The organism is Clostridium culturomicium (genome assembly GCF_000821305.1).
Classification (GTDB): Bacteria; Bacillota; Clostridia; order Clostridiales; family Clostridiaceae; genus Clostridium_J; species Clostridium_J culturomicium.
The window spans coordinates 127,155-146,499 of record NZ_CCXK01000014.1 but is presented as its reverse complement, the minus strand read 5'-3'; the positions used below and the strand labels follow the sequence as shown (position 1 = coordinate 146,499).

At 32.5% G+C, this 19,345-nt stretch carries 30 protein-coding genes; 28 read left to right on the top strand and 2 right to left on the bottom strand.

Annotated features, from left to right (window positions below):
* The first annotated feature begins 12 nt into the window (after positions 1 to 12).
* The 28 genes from BN1075_RS04645 (at position 13) to BN1075_RS04515 (ending at position 17,998) form a co-directional block, all read left to right on the top strand.
* A complete protein-coding gene (locus BN1075_RS04645) occupies positions 13 to 552 on the top strand; it encodes a GNAT family N-acetyltransferase (RefSeq protein WP_040191925.1) in 540 nt (179 codons plus the stop codon).
* On the top strand, positions 521 to 946 hold the full coding sequence (locus tag BN1075_RS04640) for a hypothetical protein (RefSeq protein WP_040191924.1): 426 nt from the start codon (positions 521 to 523) through the stop codon (positions 944 to 946). Before BN1075_RS04645 ends, BN1075_RS04640 begins: the two co-directional genes overlap by 32 nt.
* A gap of 18 nt (positions 947 to 964) precedes the next feature.
* The gene (locus BN1075_RS04635) at positions 965 to 1,420 is read left to right on the top strand and encodes a GNAT family N-acetyltransferase (RefSeq protein WP_040191923.1); all 456 of its coding nucleotides are present in this window, start codon (positions 965 to 967) and stop codon (positions 1,418 to 1,420) included.
* 30 nt (positions 1,421 to 1,450) lie between these two features.
* Positions 1,451 to 1,969: a GNAT family N-acetyltransferase gene (locus tag BN1075_RS04630; RefSeq protein WP_040191922.1), complete on the top strand. Its 519-nt coding sequence runs from the start codon at positions 1,451 to 1,453 to the stop codon at positions 1,967 to 1,969.
* Between the two features lie 21 nt (positions 1,970 to 1,990).
* On the top strand, positions 1,991 to 2,563 hold the full coding sequence (locus BN1075_RS04625; protein ID WP_040191921.1) for a histidine phosphatase family protein: 573 nt from the start codon (positions 1,991 to 1,993) through the stop codon (positions 2,561 to 2,563).
* A 181-nt stretch (positions 2,564 to 2,744) separates the two neighbouring features.
* Entirely contained in the window at positions 2,745 to 3,266 is a 522-nt protein-coding gene (locus BN1075_RS04620) for a GNAT family N-acetyltransferase (protein ID WP_040191920.1), read from the top strand.
* Between the two features lie 15 nt (positions 3,267 to 3,281).
* Positions 3,282 to 3,776: a GNAT family N-acetyltransferase gene (locus BN1075_RS20575; protein WP_052406386.1), complete on the top strand. Its 495-nt coding sequence runs from the start codon at positions 3,282 to 3,284 to the stop codon at positions 3,774 to 3,776.
* Positions 3,777 to 3,806: 30 nt separating this feature from the next.
* On the top strand, positions 3,807 to 4,259 hold the full coding sequence (locus BN1075_RS04610) for a GNAT family N-acetyltransferase (protein WP_040191919.1): 453 nt from the start codon (positions 3,807 to 3,809) through the stop codon (positions 4,257 to 4,259).
* A gap of 26 nt (positions 4,260 to 4,285) precedes the next feature.
* Positions 4,286 to 4,801 (top strand): GNAT family N-acetyltransferase, encoded by a 516-nt coding sequence (locus BN1075_RS04605; protein WP_040191918.1) that lies wholly within the window; start codon positions 4,286 to 4,288, stop codon positions 4,799 to 4,801.
* A 30-nt stretch (positions 4,802 to 4,831) separates the two neighbouring features.
* Positions 4,832 to 5,350 carry a GNAT family N-acetyltransferase gene (locus tag BN1075_RS04600; protein WP_040191917.1) on the top strand — a complete coding sequence of 173 codons (519 nt, stop codon included), beginning with the start codon at positions 4,832 to 4,834 and terminating at the stop codon, positions 5,348 to 5,350.
* Positions 5,351 to 5,387: 37 nt separating this feature from the next.
* A complete protein-coding gene (locus BN1075_RS04595) occupies positions 5,388 to 5,852 on the top strand; it encodes a GNAT family N-acetyltransferase (protein ID WP_197072275.1) in 465 nt (154 codons plus the stop codon).
* A gap of 78 nt (positions 5,853 to 5,930) precedes the next feature.
* Complete coding sequence (locus BN1075_RS22485; RefSeq protein ID WP_407637967.1) at positions 5,931 to 6,122, top strand: hypothetical protein; 192 nt, start codon at positions 5,931 to 5,933, stop codon at positions 6,120 to 6,122.
* 38 nt (positions 6,123 to 6,160) lie between these two features.
* The gene (locus BN1075_RS04590; protein ID WP_040191915.1) at positions 6,161 to 6,436 is read left to right on the top strand and encodes a hypothetical protein; all 276 of its coding nucleotides are present in this window, start codon (positions 6,161 to 6,163) and stop codon (positions 6,434 to 6,436) included.
* 58 nt (positions 6,437 to 6,494) lie between these two features.
* Positions 6,495 to 6,926 carry a GNAT family N-acetyltransferase gene (locus tag BN1075_RS04585; RefSeq protein WP_040191914.1) on the top strand — a complete coding sequence of 144 codons (432 nt, stop codon included), beginning with the start codon at positions 6,495 to 6,497 and terminating at the stop codon, positions 6,924 to 6,926.
* A gap of 48 nt (positions 6,927 to 6,974) precedes the next feature.
* Positions 6,975 to 8,153 (top strand): nuclear transport factor 2 family protein, encoded by a 1,179-nt coding sequence (locus tag BN1075_RS04580; RefSeq protein WP_040191913.1) that lies wholly within the window; start codon positions 6,975 to 6,977, stop codon positions 8,151 to 8,153.
* Between the two features lie 35 nt (positions 8,154 to 8,188).
* Positions 8,189 to 8,683, top strand: a complete 495-nt coding sequence (locus BN1075_RS04575) for a Csac_0668 family 2Fe-2S cluster-binding (seleno)protein (protein WP_349632929.1) — start codon at positions 8,189 to 8,191, stop codon at positions 8,681 to 8,683.
* Between the two features lie 49 nt (positions 8,684 to 8,732).
* Complete coding sequence (locus BN1075_RS04570; protein ID WP_040191911.1) at positions 8,733 to 9,485, top strand: GNAT family N-acetyltransferase; 753 nt, start codon at positions 8,733 to 8,735, stop codon at positions 9,483 to 9,485.
* A 77-nt stretch (positions 9,486 to 9,562) separates the two neighbouring features.
* Positions 9,563 to 10,600, top strand: coding sequence for a S66 family peptidase (locus BN1075_RS04565; protein ID WP_040191910.1), 1,038 nt, complete (start codon positions 9,563 to 9,565; stop codon positions 10,598 to 10,600).
* Between the two features lie 61 nt (positions 10,601 to 10,661).
* Positions 10,662 to 11,165 carry a flavodoxin family protein gene (locus tag BN1075_RS04560; RefSeq protein WP_040191909.1) on the top strand — a complete coding sequence of 168 codons (504 nt, stop codon included), beginning with the start codon at positions 10,662 to 10,664 and terminating at the stop codon, positions 11,163 to 11,165.
* Positions 11,162 to 11,797, top strand: coding sequence for a flavodoxin family protein (locus tag BN1075_RS04555; protein ID WP_040191908.1), 636 nt, complete (start codon positions 11,162 to 11,164; stop codon positions 11,795 to 11,797). Before BN1075_RS04560 ends, BN1075_RS04555 begins: the two co-directional genes overlap by 4 nt.
* Before the next feature lie 60 nt (positions 11,798 to 11,857).
* Positions 11,858 to 12,721 carry a GNAT family N-acetyltransferase gene (locus BN1075_RS04550; RefSeq protein WP_040191907.1) on the top strand — a complete coding sequence of 288 codons (864 nt, stop codon included), beginning with the start codon at positions 11,858 to 11,860 and terminating at the stop codon, positions 12,719 to 12,721.
* 3 nt (positions 12,722 to 12,724) lie between these two features.
* Entirely contained in the window at positions 12,725 to 12,916 is a 192-nt protein-coding gene (locus BN1075_RS04545) for a hypothetical protein (protein WP_040191906.1), read from the top strand.
* A gap of 53 nt (positions 12,917 to 12,969) precedes the next feature.
* Positions 12,970 to 13,518: a GNAT family N-acetyltransferase gene (locus BN1075_RS04540; protein ID WP_235777757.1), complete on the top strand. Its 549-nt coding sequence runs from the start codon at positions 12,970 to 12,972 to the stop codon at positions 13,516 to 13,518.
* Between the two features lie 41 nt (positions 13,519 to 13,559).
* Complete coding sequence (locus tag BN1075_RS04535; RefSeq protein WP_040191904.1) at positions 13,560 to 14,423, top strand: hypothetical protein; 864 nt, start codon at positions 13,560 to 13,562, stop codon at positions 14,421 to 14,423.
* A 99-nt stretch (positions 14,424 to 14,522) separates the two neighbouring features.
* Entirely contained in the window at positions 14,523 to 15,188 is a 666-nt protein-coding gene (locus BN1075_RS04530) for a Bax inhibitor-1/YccA family protein (RefSeq protein ID WP_040191903.1), read from the top strand.
* A gap of 204 nt (positions 15,189 to 15,392) precedes the next feature.
* The gene (locus tag BN1075_RS04525) at positions 15,393 to 16,235 is read left to right on the top strand and encodes an MBL fold metallo-hydrolase (protein WP_040191902.1); all 843 of its coding nucleotides are present in this window, start codon (positions 15,393 to 15,395) and stop codon (positions 16,233 to 16,235) included.
* Positions 16,236 to 16,257: 22 nt separating this feature from the next.
* Entirely contained in the window at positions 16,258 to 17,184 is a 927-nt protein-coding gene (locus tag BN1075_RS04520) for a CPBP family intramembrane glutamic endopeptidase (protein WP_052406385.1), read from the top strand.
* Between the two features lie 25 nt (positions 17,185 to 17,209).
* Entirely contained in the window at positions 17,210 to 17,998 is a 789-nt protein-coding gene (locus BN1075_RS04515; RefSeq protein WP_040191900.1) for an EFR1 family ferrodoxin, read from the top strand.
* Positions 17,999 to 18,056: 58 nt separating this feature from the next.
* Here the strand turns inward: BN1075_RS04515 and BN1075_RS21875 are convergent, their stop codons facing one another.
* Both BN1075_RS21875 and BN1075_RS04510 read right to left on the bottom strand, forming a co-directional pair.
* Positions 18,057 to 18,194: an OadG-related small transporter subunit gene (locus BN1075_RS21875; RefSeq protein WP_197072274.1), complete on the bottom strand. Its 138-nt coding sequence runs from the start codon at positions 18,192 to 18,194 to the stop codon at positions 18,057 to 18,059.
* Positions 18,194 to 19,324, bottom strand: a complete 1,131-nt coding sequence (locus BN1075_RS04510) for a sodium ion-translocating decarboxylase subunit beta (protein WP_040191899.1) — start codon at positions 19,322 to 19,324, stop codon at positions 18,194 to 18,196. Before BN1075_RS04510 ends, BN1075_RS21875 begins: the two co-directional genes overlap by 1 nt.
* Positions 19,325 to 19,345: the final 21 nt, after the last annotated feature.

Below are 19,345 nucleotides of genomic sequence, written 5' to 3'. Positions count from 1 at the left end.
GGGGGATGTGAAATGACTTTAAAATTAGTATTTCCAAATGAGGAACATGAACAAGAATGGAAGGATATCATCCAGGAAATGGAAGAAGCAGGCGAAAAGATAGTACCTTATGCTTTAAAGGGTGATGCAGTAAAGTATGAGGATTATCTTGAAAATGCACGCAGGTATTCAACTGGAGTTGGAATACCAAAGGATAGAGTACCATCAGGGATTTTCTTTTTAGTTAATGAAGGTGATAAAAGAATTCTAGGAGCTATTGATATTAGATATGAATTAAATGATTATCTTTTGAAGTACGGTGGACATATAGGATATGGTATTCGTCCAAAGGAAAGAAAAAATGGGTATGCTACAGAAATGTTAAAGCTGGCACTTGATATTTGTAGAGAAAAAGGCTTGAAAAAGGTACTTATAACTTGTGATAAGAATAATTTAGGTTCAGCTAAAACTATGGTTAACAACGGTGCCATTCTTGAAAATGAAGTTGAAAATGGAGAGGAAATTACTCAGCGTTATTGGATTGAATTATACCAAAGCTGTATTTCAGAGTGATTTAAATTCTAGTAATGTGCTTATTGATGAAGAATTAAACTTCAGTGGATTTATTGATTTTAATATCTCTGGTACAGAGACCATTTTAAATTATGCAATTTGTGAAAGTTTATATTATCTAAATTATGATGATTTGAAAATCTTAGATTCTATTGAGACTGCTGAAAAATATGATTCGCATTTTAATAAAGCTATGGCTTGTATAAAGAAACATTATATCTTTACGCAGGAAGAAAATAAAGCTTTTTTGACCTTATACAATATAGTTGCACCATTTAGATTTCCTAATATTTCCTTATTTATAGGCGCAATTGAAAAGGGAGAAACACAGTATCTTGATTCTATGCTTAGATGGATTTATAAAGAACTTACTCGTGAGGATTTGAAATTGTAGGAAAGAGGAAAGTGGATTATGAGAAAAATTGAAATTTGTTCTTATGAAGAGCATGATTGGATATCAATTGAAGACATACATGATAAAGCCAGGTATATAGAACTGAAGTTAGCGAATCTTGAAGAGGCCTTTGTTCCATTAGAAAAAGCAGCATACAATGAAGGGCTTTTTGATTATGTGGTGGATGTGGCTGTCATTGATGATAAAACGGTTGGATTTATAGCATATACCAAGGATGAGATAGGATGGCTTTATGTTCATCCAGAGTATATGGGTAAGGGGATTGGAACAAAACTAGTGCAACATGTCATTAAAAATAATTCTGAGGGTTCAATTAACATTGAGGTGTTAGTTGGAAATGAACCAGCAAGAAAACTATATGAAAAACTTGGATTTAAAGTTGTTCAAATAGCGGAAGGGGTAATGCCGGGAAACGAATCTTTTTCAGTTCATGCCTATTGTATGGAAAAATAAAATCGAAGTAATTTAGGGGTGGAGAAAAGTATGAGGTTAAAATTAATATTTCCAACAGAAGAGTTTGAAGAAGAATGGAAGTCTATTATTCAAGAGTTTGAAGAAACTCAAGAAAAAGTAAAGCCATTTGCGCTTAAAGGGCCACTTGATAATTATGAAAAATATCTTGAGAATGCATGCAGATATTTAAAAGGTGAAAATATACCAGAAGGAAGAGTTCCAGCAGGGGTGTTTTTCTTAATCTATGAGGGTGAAAAGAGAATTTTGGGAGCTATTGATATTAGATATGGATTAAATGATTATCTATTTACAATAGGAGGAAATATCGGTTATAGCATCCGTCCATCTGAGCGCAAAAAAGGCTATGCCACAGAAATGTTAAGAATGGGATTAGATATTTGCAGAGAAAAATGTATAAAAAAGGTTCTTATAACTTGTAATAAAAGTAATATAGCCTCTGCAAAAGTTATTATAAAAAATGGTGGAGTTTTTGAAAATGAAATTCCAGATGGTGAAGAAATAGTTCAGAGGTATTGGATTGAGCTATAGAGTTAAAATGGGGGAATATAGATGAATAAAGTATACTTTATAAGACATGCTAAGCCAGATTTTTCTGTTCATGATGATTTAACAAGGCCTCTTACAGATGAGGGAAGGAAGAGCAGTGAAAAGCTTATTAACTTCTTTAAAGATAAAAATATAACAAAAATATATTCAAGTCCATATAAAAGATCTATAGATACCGTAAAAGGAATTGCAGATGCATTTAATTTAGACATAGAGCTGGTAAAGGACTTCAGAGAGCGAAAAATAACTGATGGATGGATAGAAGATTTTAATGGTTTTGCTAAAAGTCAGTGGGAGGATTTCAATTATAAGCTTACTGGAGGAGAAGCCTTAAAGGAAGTTCAGGACAGAAATATAAAGGCGCTTAAGATAATTCTTGAAGAACATAGAGAAGGTGACATAGTCATTGGAACTCATGGAACTGCATTAAGCATGATAATCAATTATTTTAATAAAGAGTTTAATTATATTGATTTTGAAAGAATAAAAGATATAATGCCTTGGGTGGTTTGCATTGAGTTTGATGGAACTAACCTAGTCATTATAGAGGAGCTAGTAAGAAGTGCAATGTATTAATCTGGAAGTTACTTGAGCGGTTAGGAATGAGATTAGAAGGTCATTTGATAAGAAATATCTATTTTTATAAGGATAATGAAGGTAATACAATTTGGCAGGATACCTATGAATATGGGGTTTTAAAAGATGAATGGGAATTAAATAGTAAAAACCATTAAGGTAAAGGATTTAGGGGGTATTTATGTATTTAAAACAAGATAATTTGGTAATTAGATCAGCAACTTCAGAGGATGCAGAGTGTCTTTGTAATTGGTGGAGTGATGGAGCTGTTATGGCTCATGCAGGCTTTCCAAATGGACTAAAGACAGATATTATTAAGCTTCAAGAGAGTTTGGAGAAGGAAAAGGATAATGAATTTTATAAAAGACTTATGATAGAAATAGACTATAAGGCAGTTGGTGAAATGATGTTTAGAATAGAGAATGGCACTGCTGAGATAGGCATTAAAATATGTGATTTTAGCTATCAAGAAAAAGGTTTTGGGACTAAAATTCTAAATGTGTTAATAAGTTACTTATTTAATGAAAAATCTGTGGAAAAAATTGTACTTGATACAAATCTTAGGAATACTAGAGCGCAGCATGTATATGAGAAACTTGGATTTAAAAAGGTTTGTATAAGAGAAGATTCATGGGAAGATCAGTTAGGAGAATTACAATCTTCAGTGGATTATGAGCTTTTTAAAGAAGACTATATAAAGTAGTTGAGGTATAAATCTATGTTAAAAATACGGAATAATGAAGTTGAAAAGGCTATTGAAATAATGAGGGAAGTAGCTGCTTGTGGACGAGCTAAGGGCTTGCGAGTATGGTTAGATGAGTGGTTGACCAAGGAAGAGCTAGTTACAAGGGAGGCTCAGCTAGAAAATTTTTATGTTGGAAGTATAGATGATGAGGATGTCTGTAGCTTTATTCTGCAATGGGAGGATTCAGAATGGTGGCCAGGTGCACCAAAGTATGAAGCAGCATATTTGCATAAATTTTGTGTTCGAAGAAAATATGCTCATAGATATATGACAAGTCAAGTGGTTGAGGCTATTAAAGAAGAATGTAGTAAGTTTGGCGCAAGGTATATAAGACTGGATACCTCTTATGATGAAGAAGTCGTGAAGAAAATTTATTTAAATGTAGGTTTTGAAATTATTAAGGTAATTAAGTTTGATAATGGAAAAGAAATGGCATTGTATGAATTGGAGATTAGTAAGCCTAAGTAATCGTGACTACAAAGTGAAGGAGAGAAACAAATGAATATAGTATCAGTAAGAAAACAGCCTGAATATGCAAAGGCTGCAATAAAATATTTTCAAGATAAGTGGGCAAGTGAAGAAAGCAGAATGATATATGAGGATTGCATAATGAACTGTATAACCTCAGAATCACCGCTGCCGCAGTGGTATCTTTTATATGATAAGGATGAGATTATAGGATGTGCGGGACTGATCACAAATGATTTTATCAGCAGAATGGATTTATATCCTTGGATATGTGCTTTATACATTGAGGAGAAAAATAGAGGAAATTCTTATGGAAAATTATTATTAGAACAGGCAAAGCAGGAGGCGAAGAAAGCTGGATTTAAAAGTATCTATTTATGTACAGATCATGTTGGGTATTATGAGCAATATGGCTTTAAATATTTAGCTCAAGGATATCATCCATGGGGTGAAGAATCTAGGATTTATGAAACTACATTATAATAAAAGGATAATAATGGTGATTGATTATGGAGATAAGGGATTTAAAAACTAAGAGATTATTAATTAAAAGAACTAAAAAGGAAGATGCTGATTTTTGTTTGGATATCTGGCTTGACGATGAAATGGGAAAATATTTATCTGACCCACCTAGGGAAAAAGCTGGAGAAGGTTATTTGAAGTGGAAAGAAACTGTAGAGGAGTACCATGGGTGCTATTATTTTATTGCAGTTTCAAGGGATACAGGAGAGCGTATTGGGACATGTAGTATTGTGCCAAGTGAGGACGAAGTACGTTGGTATTTAGGCTATGCCATCCAGAAAAAATATTGGCGGCAGGGATATGCAACGGAGATGATAAAGGCATTAATTGATTTTGCCTATGCAAAGGGTGGAAGGAAAATAACTGCTGATGTAGCACAGGAAAATCCAGGTTCTAATGCAGTACTTAGAAAGCTGGGGTTCTATGTGGAAAAAGAAGGAAGTTTTAAAAAGAGTGGAACAGATATTGTATATGATGAGTATACTTATAGGCTTGATTTATAGAATTAAGGGAAATCTAGGGGGAAAATTACAGTGCTAGTAAAAGTTAATGAATTAAATGACAAAGAGCAAAGGCTTCTGATGGATTTATATGAAGACGGTAATATTAAAAATGCATCATATTTTTATCCTGATATTGAAGATATAGAAGTTGGAAAGAAAAAGGTGGAGGAAAATTTTATAGATTATATAAAAAATGAGTTCCTTATAAATGATGGGAATATATATTATGTTTGGGAAGAAAATGGCATATGGATCAGTGCTATGAGAGTTTATAAAATCAATAAAAATTTATATTATATAGAAGCTCTAGCAACACATCCTAAATATAGAAGACAAGGCTTTGCAGAGAAATTGATGAGCAGCGTAATTGAGGACCTAAAGGTGCAAGGGAGCTTCGAAATGAAGAGCATGACTTTAAAGGAGAATATTGCTTCGCAGAGAACCCATGAAAAGTGTGGATTTAATAAAAAATATGGAAGGGCATTTTGCTATACATCTAACGAGTGGGTTGAAGATATTGTAGATTTATCCTATAGCAGTGTAGTATAAGAAGTAAAATTATTAAATTTAAGGTGAGGATAATATTATGAACGTTACTTTTAAGGATATAGATAATGAAAATTTAGATAAAGTTAATGCGTTAAAGATAAAGAGGAATCAAGAAGGTTTTATTGAAAGTGTAGATGAGTGTTTAAAGGAAGCAAGTATATGCAAAGAATGGCATCCCGTAGCTATATATAATCACGACAAAGTTATTGGATTTGCTATGTATGGTTCATTTGGGCCTAATAGACATACATGGATTGATAGAATACTTATAGATGAAAAACATCAAAATAAAGGATTTGGTAAAGCTGCAATGAAGAAACTTATTAAGGTAGTTTCACAAACATATAATGTAGATACCTTATACTTAAGTATAGTTGAAGAAAATAAAGTTGCATATAAATTATATACTAGCATTGGATTTAAAGATATGAATGAGAAGGATCCTAGTAATGACGAGTTAATGTTTAAGTATGAAATAAAAGATATGGATTTAAATATATAAAGAAATATTAGGGTGCATTAATTTATATAAGATTTATACGGAGAGATAAATAATGGTGATTAAAAGAATAGAAAGGGCATAGGGAAAGCCTTATTTCAATACTGTTATAACTATTGTAGGGAAAATGGCGTAGAGTTCTTACAGGTTAAAACGGTAGATGAATCTAGTTCAGATAAAAATTATGCTAAGACGAGAAAGTTTTATAAAGCTATTGGATTTAAAGAACTTGAGTGTATACCTGAAATTTGGGAGAGTATAATCCTTGTTTAATTATGATAATGAAGATTAATTAGGGGGAGTGGGAAGGCATGGAAAAGAAAATTAACAAGTTTATAATTATAGAGCTAATGCTGATGCTAGTCAGTACAATAGCCAATGTTTTGTATTATATGGACAAGATTTCAAGAGATCCAGTTCAGATATGTTTTATTTTAGTTTTATTTGGAAGTATAGGGGTTAATTATTTTAATATGAAGTCAAAAAATAAGTTGAAAAAAAGCAGCATTAAAAGAAGTTCGTTGGAGATTGCTATAACTCTTATTATAGGAATAACATGGGTAATTTCTTATGGGTTTACATATTAATACACTGTAAAGAATAGGACCAGGGATGTCCAGAAAATTGGAAATTAGGTGGAGTGTTATGAAAAAAGAAGATTTAATCATAGAAATACCAAATGAGGAAGAGTCAGATTATATTGATGATATGCTCATGGAACACAATAAATTATCAAAGCCATTTGAGCAGAAGGAAGCTTTTATAAGTATAAAGAGGTGTGTTAAGGATTTAGAAGGACAAGTCATTGCAGGAATATTAGCATACTCTGTTATGTGGCATATACTTTACATTGATACGCTATGGGTTAAAGAAGAATATCGAAGCAAAGGCTATGGTTCTATTTTATTAAAGAAAGTTGAAGATGAGGCTAAAAATATTGGGTGCCATATGGCACATCTTGATACCTTTGATTTTCAAGGGCCAGATTTTTATAAAAAAAATGGCTATGAAGTGTTTGGAGTTTTAGAAGATAGTCCTATGGGTCATAAGGAGTATTTTCTAACAAAAAGGTTATAAGAAAAGTGAATTACTGTACTATATATGATAACTAAGGGGGACTTTATCATGAAAAGGTTAAACATGAAAGACACTTTTAATGAGGTAATCGAGACGATAAAAAGGTTTCAAAGTGGATATTCAAAAAGAAATTTAGAAAATATTGATGCTTTTATGGCGGATCTTTTTATTATAGGAGATAGTACCTATGCAGTTGGAACAGGAACTACAGAGGTATTTTTAGGCAGTGAAAAAGTAAAGGAGTTAATATCTGGTGATTGGAAATATTGGGGTGATGTAAAATTAGATTATGAAAATGCACATACTTCTATAAAAAAAGAGACAGTGTGGTTTTCGGTAGAGGGTTCTGTAAATCAATCATTTGAGGATAGTGAAGAGAGGTATAACAGCTATATAAATTTTATAAAAGATAAACTGCATAGCACAGATATTTCAATAAAGCAAAAACTTACGTTCATAAATTGGGTGTTAGCATTAACCTTTCATCAACGCAAAGATGAAAAACGAGAGTATAGATGGCCATTACGCTTAAGTGGTATATTAATAAGAAAAAATAGTAAGTGGAAAATTTCACACATTAATTTTTCTATACCAAAACCTAATTATCCAGACGAGAGATTTGAAAATGATAAATCTTACATTGATAGCTATAATGAACAAAATAATCTTTTAAAAGAATATAAAGATGAGACTAATTCAGTTATAGATGGATTCTTAAGAAGTTTTGAAAAAGATATCAAGGGAACTAATAATTTATCTAGTCTAGTAAGAAAGTATTTTACTGAAAGTGATACTCCATATTTCATTGATTTAGATAATAAATTATATGAAGGTATTGAAAAAATTGAACAGTTTCTAAAGGAGAATGAGGGGCGTAATATGTCTTTAGAGATAGATCAATATATAGTATCTTCAGTTGAGGACGTTAGCTGGATTACAGCCACAGGTAAATTAAATCAGCATTTTTCAGAGTCTGAATTTATGGAAATGTCTTTAAATGAAATAAATAATCTATTTGATTCTAAATTAAGTTCAAAGGATAAGATATTTGCAATTCAACGTAATATATCTTACGCACTGAAGGAATGCACTGCAGGTGAAGTTTATACCTATCCAATAAGAATATTTGCAGTGATTTTAAATAGTAAAGAAGGAACTAAATTTAATAGTATACAAATTTCTTGTCCATTTTCTTGGATTTTTGAAGGGAAGTTAGATAGTATTTGAAGCTATAAATAATGTTTAAGGAGGTCACATATTTTATGGGAAATCAAAAAATAAAAAGATCATGTTGAGAGGGTAAAGAAAAAAATACTCGTGTAGTAGAGAAAGACGTCTTGTGTCCTAAGTGTAAGAGCAAAGGTATAGAAGTAAAAAATATTACAGTTAAACATTTAGTTGATGATGAGTTTGTAAATCAAGTAAAGGAGCATACATATTTTGTTTGTATGGATGAAGGGTGCAATATTGTATATTTTAGTTCAGATTTAAAGGTATCCTACAGCAAGGAGCAGATTAAAGTTCCAATATGGTTTAAAAAAGACGCAAATCCTAAATATATATGCTATTGTAACAGAGTTACAGAGCAAGATATTATAAATGCCGTTATTAATGATGGAGCAAAAGATATAAAGGATATAATTAGACTTACAGGAGCTATGAAGAATGGAAAGTATGATTTAAATAATCCTTTGGGGAGATGTTGTGGTCCAATCATTCAAGAAACTATTAATAAAGCATTGGAATTAAAGCTATAAAAAATAGGACATTAAAGGTCCAAGTATTTGGAAATAAGGAGTGATACTTATGTATACAAAGCAAGAAATATTAGATATTGCTAAAAATCAGTTAGCTTTGGATTTCAGTTGCAAAGTAGAGGATTTAGATAAAAATGAAAATACAATAGTTGAGAATATCCTTAAGGATGGCCGAAGGCTTTATGGAAGTGATGGCTGTGCTTTAAAGATATTATGCTTTGGAAATAGGGCAGTAGTTTCAACAACTCCAGAGCTTATTCCATGGTTCCAAGAAAAGTTGAAGAATTTTGATGCTAACTGGCTTTGTTTATATACTGTACTAAAAAGTATTGATAAAAAGCTAATGGAAACTGGGCATGAGATAGTGGATGTTCACCATTATTATCTTCCAAAGGGAGATATAGAAGAGGTGGAGCCTATTACTGAAATTAGATGGTATGAGCAATCGGAGATTCTTAAGTTTAAAGATGATGAGAGATTTGATGAAGCTTTTGCTTTTGATGAAAAGCATCCAGATATGCTAGCTGTTGCAGCTGTAAATGGAGATGAAATTGTTGGTATGGCAGGTGCTAGCTGTGATGGAGCGGTAATGTGGCAGATTGGAATTAATGTCGTTGAGAAATATAGAGGAAAAGGAATTGGAACAAATTTAGTGATTTTACTAAAAAATGAATTATTAAGGCGCGGAAAGGTACCTTTTTATAGTACAATAGAATCTAATATATATTCTCAGAATATTGCAATAAAAGCTGGATTTTATCCAGTTTGGGCAGAGCTCTATTCAAGGAAAGTAAAAAAATAAGATAACTGTAGAAAGGATTTAGAAGGTACAGTAAAAGTACCATAAAGGTCCATAAAAATGGTAAAGGCGGGATGAATATGAATTTGATAAAGCCAGAGAGGCTAAAACGAGGAGATAAGGTGGCAACGGTAAGCTTATCTTGGGGTGGAGCTGGAGATAGTGATATTTTATGGAGATATAACCAAGGAAAGAGGAGGCTTAAAGAGGAGTTTGGACTTGAAGTAGTAGAAATGCCTAATACATTAAAGGGAACTGATTATATCTATAATAACCCAGAGAGTAGAGCAAAGGACTTGATGATGGCTTTTGAGGATAAGTCTATTAAAGCTATCTTCTCATGTATTGGTGGAGAGGAAAGTATCAGAATGTTACCTTATATTGATTTTCAAGTTATAAAAGAGAATCCTAAAATTTTTATGGGGTATTCTGATACAACAATTACACATTTAATTTGTTTAAAAGCTGGAATTTCAAGCTTTTATGGTCCATCAATATTAGCAGAGTTTGCAGAAAATGTGGAGATGTTTAAATATACTTCACATTGGGTTAATAAGGTGTTATTTAGTAATGAAGCTATTGGAGAAATTGAGCCATCGGATATTTGGACAAGTGAGTATTTAAGCTGGGATGAGTTTAATAAAAATATAAAGAGAAGTGTATTACAAAATGAAGGTTATGAACTTTTACAAGGTAAAGGGAAAGTGTCAGGACACCTTGTGGGAGGGTGTATAGAGGTCCTGGAAATGGCTAAAGGTACAGAGCTATGGCCTGAAAAGAATATATGGAAGGATGCTATTCTATTCTTAGAAACCTCAGAGGATAAGCCTAGTCCTAAATATGTGGAGTATTGGCTAAGAAATTATGGATCTCAAGGGATTTTCAATAAAATAAATGGAATTGTTTTTGGTAAGCCTTATGACAATGAGTATTATGAGGATTATAAGAAGGTAATTATAAAAGTTATTAGAGAGGAACTTGGATTAAAGGAGTTTCCGATTATGTTAAATATGAATTTTGGGCATACTGCCCCAATGATGATTCTGCCTTATGGTGCTATGGCAGAAATAAATTGTGATGAAAATAAATTCAGTATTTTAGAATCTGGAGTTAAATAGATTAAAAGTATATAAGAAGAGATTTTCAGGATATAAAAATATATTTGAAGGGATACAAGATATGAAGTTAATAATACATGATTTAAGAAATGAAGAGTTTCAGAGACTGTTTCCTAAAGGAGTAAAAGATGCTAAGGTGATTTCCAATGACGGTACAATTAAAAATTGTATAGGCTGCTTCGGTTGTTGGATTAAAACACCTGGAGCTTGCGTAATTCGTGATAATTATGGAGATATTGGGAAATCTTTTTCAAAGTGTGAGGAGATTACTATTATCAGCAGATGTTGTTATGGAGGTTATAGCCCTTTTGTAAAGAATGTCCTTGATAGAGCAATTTCTTATGTTCATCCAGATTTAGTTATGAGAAATGGAGAAATGCATCATAAAAGAAGATATGATAATAAGTTTATTATGAATATATGGTTTTATGGTGAGGATATCACAGAAAAAGAGCAAGAAACAGCTAGAAAGCTTATTAAAGGAAATGAAGTAAATTATGATAGTCAAATTAGCAATGTATCTTTTGTAAGAAGTATTGATGAAATGGAGGGTAAAGTCCTATGAAGATAGCTTTTATCAATGGGAGCCCAAAGGTTAAGGATAGTGCATCTGGTTTAATATTGGAGGATTTAAAAAAGTTCATAAAGGAGCCTTCAAGGATTTCAGAGCACTCTTTTAAAAAGCCATATATAACTGAAGATGAATTGAGAAAGTTATCAGAAAGTGATGCTTTAGTTTTCGCATTCCCTCTTTATGTAGATGGAATCCCTTCCCATTTACTGGGGTGTCTTATTCAATTGGAAGAGTATTTTAAAGGGGCGGACAAATCTAATATTAAAGTTTATGCCATGGTGAACTCAGGTTTTTATGAAGGAGAGCAAAATAAACTAGCCATAGAGATGATGGAAAATTGGTGTCATAAGGCAGGGCTCATTTGGGGACAAGGGTTATGCATAGGCGCGGGTATGATGATGCATAGTGTTATAAATGTTCCACCAGGGCATGGGCCAAAGAAAAATTTAGGAGAAGCATTTAAAGTGCTAGGAGACAATATTTCAAATGGAAATAGTGGGGAAAACCTATGTATTACGGCAAACTTTCCAAAGTTTTTATATAAGATATCTGGAAATTTTGGATGGAAGCAGATGATTAAGAAGAGTGGCTTGAAACCTAGGGATTTATCCAGAAGATTATAGGTTTGTATATAGATGGTAGTGTATTCCTTGAAAAGAAGTTTAAATTAGGAGGCTGTTACAATGGTTGTAAAGATATATGAGACTGTACAGCAGTTTTTAGAGGAGAATGAAGTAATACTTTTAGAAAAAGAAGCAATAACACAATTAATACTTAACAATGCTTTCGTTAATAGGGATAAAGGGATTAATAAGGAAATGTTATTTGGAAGAGTAGAAGATGAAGCAGGAGTTATTAAGCTTATATTTGCAAATGTAAGTCCATATAATCTTTTAATTTATAATTTAGATGAGGAGTCTTTAGGAGAAATTCAATCTTTAGTAGATTATCTCAAGAAGGAAGAAGTTGCTTTAAGAGGAATTAATGCTAACAATATAATTTGTAAGGAGTTTATTGAATGTTATAGAAATAAAACAGGGTGTGATTTTAAAGAATATTTATCTATGGATATCATGGAGTTAAGGGAGATAAACCATAGTGTAAAGCTGCCACAGGGTAATTTCAGAACGGCTAATTTGGAGGATATGGACTTACTTATAGATTGGTATAATAAATTTGCAAAAGAAGCTTTAAACGAAGAGGTACTCATCGAGAAAGCTAAGGCTTATTTAGAAGCTAAGGTTAAAAGTAGTTGCCTTTATATTTTTGAAGATGAAAATCAGAAACCAATGGCAATGGCAGCTGCTACAAGGCAGTTAGTTAATGGAATTTCAGTAAGCTTAGTTTACTCTTGTAATGAGGCCAGAGGAAAAGGTTATGGATTTGCTGTAGTTTATAACTTAAGTAAGGAATATTTATCAAGAGGTAATAAATTCTGCAGTCTTTTCGTGGATAAGAAAAACCCTATTTCTAATGGAGTTTATAAGAAGATTGGGTATAAGATTCTAGAGGATAATTACGACTATAGAATAGTTAAGGAGGGGTAAGATATGGTATGTCCATTTTGTGGATATGATAAATGTGAAGATGGAGAATTAATTACTCCTTATGGATTTAATTTTAGAGCGGAGTCATCAAGGTTTTTAAAATCAAAAGAATCGCCTGTTGTAGTAAAGGTCTGCTTGAATTGTGGACGTCTCTTTGATTTTAAGGTGAAAAATTTAGAGAAGATTAATAAGTAGAATACTGTGTAATAGATTATTCAATAGTATTATATAATGAAGGGGTGAGAAGGGTGAACGAAATAATAAGAAGTACGAAGCTTAAAAATGGAAGTGATTTGGTACTTAGAGAGGTAAATATAAATGATGCAGAGGCCATGCTTCAGTACTTAAATATAGTTGGAGGAGAGAGTGACAATCTTCTATTTGGTGCCAATGAGTTCTGTCTTACAGTGGAGCAGGAGAAAAACTATATAGAGAGCATGAGGGAAAATGACAATGCTCTTATGGCGATTGGTGTTATTGATGGACAGATTATCAGCATTGCACAGGTTGCAGCACCACCAAGAAAGAGAATTGCTCATAACGGAGAACTAGCCATTTCAGTTAAGAAGGAATACTGGAGCATGGGTGTTGGAACAGAGATGATGAAGCTACTTATTGACTTTGCAAAAAGTACCAGTGTAATAAAAAATATAAGCCTTGGAGTAAAGAGTGACAACGAAAAAGGAATAAAGCTTTATGAAAAGATGGGCTTTGAAAAAGTTGGAGTCCACAGGAATTTCTTTAATATTGACGGTAAATATTTTCATGAAATATTAATGGATTTATATTTGGAGTAAACCCTAGTAAGGAAAGGCACTTTAAAAGGGGGGAGAGATAAGTGGTAAATGTCATAGATGCCTTTGGAGAGTTTAAAAATATTCTAGAAAAAAATTTAAATAAAAGTACAGAAGACAAACTTCAGCTTTGGATAAAGTATTATGAAAAGAATTATCCAGAGTTGAAAGAAAAGTGTACATGTGACTATGAAAAGGATGGATATAGCTGGAAAGAGGTTGCAGTTAATAAGGTATTCAACAGAGTAGCAGAAGATTTTTGCTTTATGATTGAAGCTCATGAAAACTTATTGAAGGTACTTAAAGATATAGAAGAAAGAGTAATTAAAGTTTTTCATGTTGAAATTGATATAAATATTGTTTTGTATTCAAGCTTAGGACATGCAGCAGGATGGGTTGATGAATACGAAGGAAAGCGAGCAATAATATTTGGAATTGATAAAATAGCAGAGTTGAGATGGCAGACTACGGATCAGCTAGATTCTTTGGTATGTCATGAACTTAGTCATGTAGTTCATTATTACATAAGAAATGAAGTTATACCTAAGTGGGCAGAGGAAAATAAATATAACAATGGAATTTGGAATATTTACGAAGAAGGCTTTGCACAATTTTTTCAACATAAATTAAGCTACGCAAAGGTTGATTCAAGAGGTGAAGGTTGGATATCTATTTGCAATGAAAATAAGGATAAACTTAAAAAATTGTATTTAGAGGCACTAAAGAATGACGAGAGAGGAACCAATGATTTTTTTGGAGATTGGTTTCAGGTGCTAGGAATAAGTGATGCAGGATACTTTTTAGGGGCGGAGTTAATTAAAGGTCTAAGTGAAAAGTATGACCTTAAACATATTGCTTGTATGAAAAAAGAAGATATTGAGAAAGTAGTGTTGGACTTTTTAAATTAAATGAAGTAAGTTCAATTTAAATTTACACGAAGTTAAGATGATAATTCCATTTATAGGCTATACTAAAGGTAAATTTAAGTTTACGAAGGAGCGTAAGAAATGAGCAGAGAATATAAGAATGTAATCTCGCAGATATTCAAGTACCTAGCTATTTCCCTTGTGTTTATGGTTTTTGGATTCTTTGTTGGACAAAGATTCATACCACAGGAGTATATATACTATGCAAATAGAATCATAGCAATTTTAGGAGTATTATTTGTATTACTGGCTATTTTCTCAAGGAAGAGGATAATACCAAGTAGATTTTCCATGAATTATGTATATTTATTCACCTTTATTGATGGAATTTTAATGTATCCTTTATTTCAATATTATTTATATGATTTAGGTATAGGTTTATTTGTATCTATAGTACTTGGTACAGCAGTATTATTTGGAGTGTTATCTATGGTATCTTCAAGAAAGAGTGGAGGCTACTACTTAGGACTTGGGAATATTTTATTTGCAGGCTTAGTTGGACTTTTGGTTTTAGGGTTAATAAATATTTTCTTTGGCGGAGCGAGATTTAATCTGGTTATTAGCGCTATTAGCTTATTAATTTTCACAGGATATATTTTATATGATATTAGTCTTATAAAATATAGTGTTGAAAACAGATTTATCAAAGATAAAAATGACTTATCAATTCATGTATTAAATCTTTATTTGGATTTTATTAATATCCTGTTGAACCTATTAAATATTGCTTCATATCTTGATGATTAAAAGCTTGAAAGGGAGAAAATATTAGATTTTCTCCTTATTTTATGGTAAGGTTTAGAAAAATTAATTTGAAGCTCCTTCTTAAATATAGTCGAAGGAGTAAGTTCGCCTTAGCTAAATCAAATATGCATGCTGTGGAAGTTCTGCTAACCAAATCAGAGATTTGGTTAGCAGAACTTCTGGAGGCGCACTTAAGGAGGGGATAAAATGGAATTTAAAGTTATAGGAAGTGGTGGATGTACAGCATTACCAAGACCTTTATGTAATTGTAGAGTTTGTGCGGAGGCTAGAGAAAAAGGAAGACCTTACTCAAGATTTGGATGCTGTTTATTTCTCAAGGAGCTAAACATGATTATTGATACACCAGAGGATATAGTACAAAGTATTAACTGTAGTGGCATTGATAAAATAGACAAAGTCTTATACAGTCATGTTGATCCAGACCACACTCTGGGGATGAGAGTTTTTGAACAGCTCAAGCTTGATTGGCTGAAGGTTTCAGAAGGTCATGAGTGTGAAGATCCAATAGAGGTTATGGCTAGAGAGAAGGTCATGGAGGAATTAAACTCCATAAGATTCTGTTTAGGTAGCTATTTGGATTATTATGAAGGTGTAAGACAATTAATAAAAAGAAGGATTGCAAATGATTCTATAGAAATAAATAGTATAAGAATAACTTTTGTTGAGGTGGGAAGTGCTACAATATTTGTTTTTGAAGAAGGAGATAAGAAGCTTATTTATGCTCCTTGTGATGTGAAACCATTCCCAGATAAAGCAATTTTTATGGATGCAGATGTGATGATTATTGGAAACACAATTATTGGTGAAGATTTAAAGGATGGCTTTATATTAAAGGAGAATAATCCTTTAAAAAGGGAGTTATTTGTAATGGAGGACATAGTAGCTTTAAAAGATAAATATAATATAAAAGAGGTAGTTATGATTCACTTAGAAGAAGACTGGGGAAAATCCTATGATGACTATTTGAGACTGGAAAAGAACTATACCGGAATTAGATTTGCATATGATGGAATGGAAATAAACATTTAAAAATTATTTAGGGGGAATGGTCGTGAAGGAAAGAAATAATAATGGATTAAGGTCTTTAAAGGCTTATCATGGAATCGGATTAGCAATATTATTTGTGTTAATGATGCTATTTGTAGCAACACCAATACAAATGAGGTTTGGTATGTATGGAGTAGCTATTACTGAACTTATAGTTTTGGCTATGGGAATCATTCCTGCAATAATACTAAAAGCAGATTTAAAGGAAGTTTTTCCAGTTAAAATACCTGCTTTAAGACAATTATTTGGAACCTTAATTATGTGGGGAGCTACTTACTTAGTTATAACACTTATAACTTTAATTATAGGATACTTTTTTCCAGAAAGCTTAAATCAAGTTAGTACAGGTTTGAATGAGGTAATAACTAGTATACCTATGTTGATTTCTTTTTTTATTGTTGCAATAATGCCTGCAATTTGTGAAGAGGTTTTGACAAGAGGTTTTATACAGGCAACTTTTCATTCCTTTAAGAGCAAGTGGTCTATTATTATTTTAGTTGGTATTATCTTTGGAATTTTCCACTTGGATTTTATTAGGTTTTTCCCAACAGCAATTCTTGGTGGTACTATGGCATATATAATGTTTGAAACGAAAAACCTTGTGCTGCCAATGTTTTTACATTTTATAAATAATGGATTATCAACTTTGGCGTCATTTCTTCTTCCAGTTCAGGATATGGCAAATTCTGTTAGTGGGATGGAGATACCTATGGCATCTGTCGGGTCTTGGTTTATTGTTGCCAGCGCAGCACCGTTTGCATTTTTATTAGGTTCTATTCTCATTCATAAAAAAGGTGAGAGAAATCATGAAGAGGCTGCAGGGGAGAATAATTGGAGTAAGAAGATTTATGTGGCAGCTACAATGACAGTAATATTGTTTATAATTGGTATTGTTATAATGAAGAAGTTTGTTGGAGAATTAGTACTATAAAGAAGAGACTTTTAGGAGGAAAAGCATGATATTTTATTTTTCAGGAACAGGGAATTCGAGATATGTTGCAGCAAATATTGGTGAGGTTCAAGGAGAAAGACTTATTTCTATTTCTAAGGAATTGAATTTAAATAAAGACAAGTACGAATATGAACTTCAAAATGATGAAAAGATTATATTTGTTTATCCTATATATGCATGGGCTCCACCTGCCATGGTCGTAGAGTTTATGAAAAAAATCAATTTTGTAAACTATAAGGAAAATTATATTTCTACCGTAGCAGTTTGTGGTGAAAACATAGGAAATACGATTAAGGTGGTTAATAAGGTTTTAGGTGAAAAGGGAATGAAGCTTTTCAGTGGTTTTTCGGTGGTAACACCTAACAACTATATTATAATGGGTGATGTAGATTCTAAAGAGGGTGAAAAGCACAAGCTTGAAAACTTAGAGTTAGAACTTGCTGAAATAAATAAAGCTATAATGAATAGAGAAAAGGATAAGTTTAAGATAGCTAAAGGTCCAGTACCAGGATTACTTACTACTGTAGCTAATCCTCTATTCAATAAGTTTGCAATTGATTTAAAGGACTTTCGAGTAAATGATAATTGCACAGGCTGTGGAATTTGTGAGAGGGTGTGTAATGGCAGCTGTATTAAGGTAAATGAAAAGCCTAGCTGGAGCGGTAAATGCACCCAATGTCTTGCTTGCATTCACTATTGTCCTGTTAAAGCTATTCAATACGGCAAAAATAGTGAAAAAAAGGGACGTTATAAAAATCCTAATGTGAAGGTAACAGACATGTTTATTAAATAGTAAAAAAACAGAAAAGCTCTACGAATAAAAAGTTATTCGCAGAGCTTTTTTATATTATTTAGTCTTTATTATTAAGTTTTGGTTTTCCAAAATACGCTAAGAGTTTGATTGCTATGAAGATGATGAGCATTACAACAAATATACCGCCCATACCTTTTACCATGATTTCAAGACTTTTTATAAATACTTCATTCATTATAGGCCACCTCCAACTAAGAATAGAATTAATCCACCAGCAATAACGGATCCTATTTGTCCAGATACGTTAGCAGCAACAGCGTGCATTAAAAGGAAGTTTTGAGGATCTTCCTTTTGACCCATCTTTTGAATTACTCTTGCAGACATTGGGAATGCAGATATACCAGCTGCACCTACCATTGGATTAACCTTCTTCTTACAGAATAGGTTTAGTAATTTTGCAAACAGTACTCCACCGATTGTATCGAATACAAAGGCAATTAATCCAAGTCCAATGATTAACATTGTTTCTGGGGTTACGAAGAACTCTGCCTTCATTTTAGAAGCTACAGTTAGACCAAGTAATAAAGTAATTAAGTTTGCTAATTCATTTTGAGCTGAAGATGAAAGGCTTGGAAGAACCAAACATTCTCTTATTAAGTTACCAAACATAAGGAATCCTATTAAGGATACTGAAGTTGGTGCTATTAATCCAGCAATTATTGTTACGATTATAGGGAAAAGAATTTTAGTTCTTTTTGATACATCAGTTGGATTGTATTCCATTCTGATTTGACGTTCTTTCTTTGTAGTAACAAGTTTTATTGCTAATGGTTGAATTATTGGTACTAACGCCATATAAGAGTAGGCGGCCACGGCAATAGGGCCTATGTAATTACTCTTAAAGAAGTTTGCTACGAATATTGAGGTTGGTCCATCAGCAGCACCGATAATACCAATTGATGCAGCATCTTTTAAGGAGAAGCCTAAAAGAGCAGCAACGCTAATGGTAAAGAAAATACCAAATTGTGCAGCAGCACCAAATAAAAGCATTTTAGGGTTGCTTAGTAGTGGACCGAAGTCTATCATAGCACCAATTCCTATGAATAAAAGCAATGGGAAAAGTTCATTTGCAATCCCCATATTAAATAAGTTATCTATTATCCCTACTTCAGTTTGTCCATGTATAATTTGAGTTACGGCACCTGAAAAAGGTAAGTTAACAAGGATAGCACCAAAGCCCATAGGTAGAAGGAGGGCTGGCTCGAAGCCTTTTTTTATGGCAAGCCAGATGAGTAATCCACCACCACAAATCATAACAATCTGTTGCCAAGTTATAGACATAATACCGTTTAAAAGAAAATCCATAAATAAACCTCCAATATTATT

Excerpts from the sequence above, each read along its gene's own strand:
- BN1075_RS04625 (WP_040191921.1), top strand. The coding sequence starts at position 1,991 with ATGAATAAAGTATACTTTATAAGACATGCTAAGCCAGATTTTTCTGTT.
- BN1075_RS04605 (WP_040191918.1), top strand. The coding sequence starts at position 4,286 with ATGGAGATAAGGGATTTAAAAACTAAGAGATTATTAATTAAAAGAACT.
- BN1075_RS04610 (WP_040191919.1), top strand. The coding sequence starts at position 3,807 with ATGAATATAGTATCAGTAAGAAAACAGCCTGAATATGCAAAGGCTGCA.
- BN1075_RS04550 (WP_040191907.1), top strand. The coding sequence starts at position 11,858 with ATGGTTGTAAAGATATATGAGACTGTACAGCAGTTTTTAGAGGAGAAT.
- BN1075_RS04595 (WP_197072275.1), top strand. The coding sequence starts at position 5,388 with ATGAACGTTACTTTTAAGGATATAGATAATGAAAATTTAGATAAAGTT.
- BN1075_RS04585 (WP_040191914.1), top strand. The coding sequence starts at position 6,495 with ATGAAAAAAGAAGATTTAATCATAGAAATACCAAATGAGGAAGAGTCA.
- BN1075_RS04635 (WP_040191923.1), top strand. The coding sequence starts at position 965 with ATGAGAAAAATTGAAATTTGTTCTTATGAAGAGCATGATTGGATATCA.
- BN1075_RS21875 (WP_197072274.1), bottom strand. The coding sequence starts at position 18,194 with ATGAATGAAGTATTTATAAAAAGTCTTGAAATCATGGTAAAAGGTATG.
- BN1075_RS04560 (WP_040191909.1), top strand. The coding sequence starts at position 10,662 with ATGAAGTTAATAATACATGATTTAAGAAATGAAGAGTTTCAGAGACTG.
- BN1075_RS20575 (WP_052406386.1), top strand. The coding sequence starts at position 3,282 with ATGTTAAAAATACGGAATAATGAAGTTGAAAAGGCTATTGAAATAATG.
- BN1075_RS04620 (WP_040191920.1), top strand. The coding sequence starts at position 2,745 with ATGTATTTAAAACAAGATAATTTGGTAATTAGATCAGCAACTTCAGAG.
- BN1075_RS04570 (WP_040191911.1), top strand. The coding sequence starts at position 8,733 with ATGTATACAAAGCAAGAAATATTAGATATTGCTAAAAATCAGTTAGCT.
- BN1075_RS04565 (WP_040191910.1), top strand. The coding sequence starts at position 9,563 with ATGAATTTGATAAAGCCAGAGAGGCTAAAACGAGGAGATAAGGTGGCA.
- BN1075_RS04630 (WP_040191922.1), top strand. The coding sequence starts at position 1,451 with ATGAGGTTAAAATTAATATTTCCAACAGAAGAGTTTGAAGAAGAATGG.
- BN1075_RS04545 (WP_040191906.1), top strand. The coding sequence starts at position 12,725 with ATGGTATGTCCATTTTGTGGATATGATAAATGTGAAGATGGAGAATTA.
- BN1075_RS04525 (WP_040191902.1), top strand. The coding sequence starts at position 15,393 with ATGGAATTTAAAGTTATAGGAAGTGGTGGATGTACAGCATTACCAAGA.
- BN1075_RS04590 (WP_040191915.1), top strand. The coding sequence starts at position 6,161 with ATGGAAAAGAAAATTAACAAGTTTATAATTATAGAGCTAATGCTGATG.
- BN1075_RS04580 (WP_040191913.1), top strand. The coding sequence starts at position 6,975 with ATGAAAAGGTTAAACATGAAAGACACTTTTAATGAGGTAATCGAGACG.
- BN1075_RS04555 (WP_040191908.1), top strand. The coding sequence starts at position 11,162 with ATGAAGATAGCTTTTATCAATGGGAGCCCAAAGGTTAAGGATAGTGCA.
- BN1075_RS04510 (WP_040191899.1), bottom strand. The coding sequence starts at position 19,324 with ATGGATTTTCTTTTAAACGGTATTATGTCTATAACTTGGCAACAGATT.
- BN1075_RS04645 (WP_040191925.1), top strand. The coding sequence starts at position 13 with ATGACTTTAAAATTAGTATTTCCAAATGAGGAACATGAACAAGAATGG.
- BN1075_RS04515 (WP_040191900.1), top strand. The coding sequence starts at position 17,210 with ATGATATTTTATTTTTCAGGAACAGGGAATTCGAGATATGTTGCAGCA.
- BN1075_RS04530 (WP_040191903.1), top strand. The coding sequence starts at position 14,523 with ATGAGCAGAGAATATAAGAATGTAATCTCGCAGATATTCAAGTACCTA.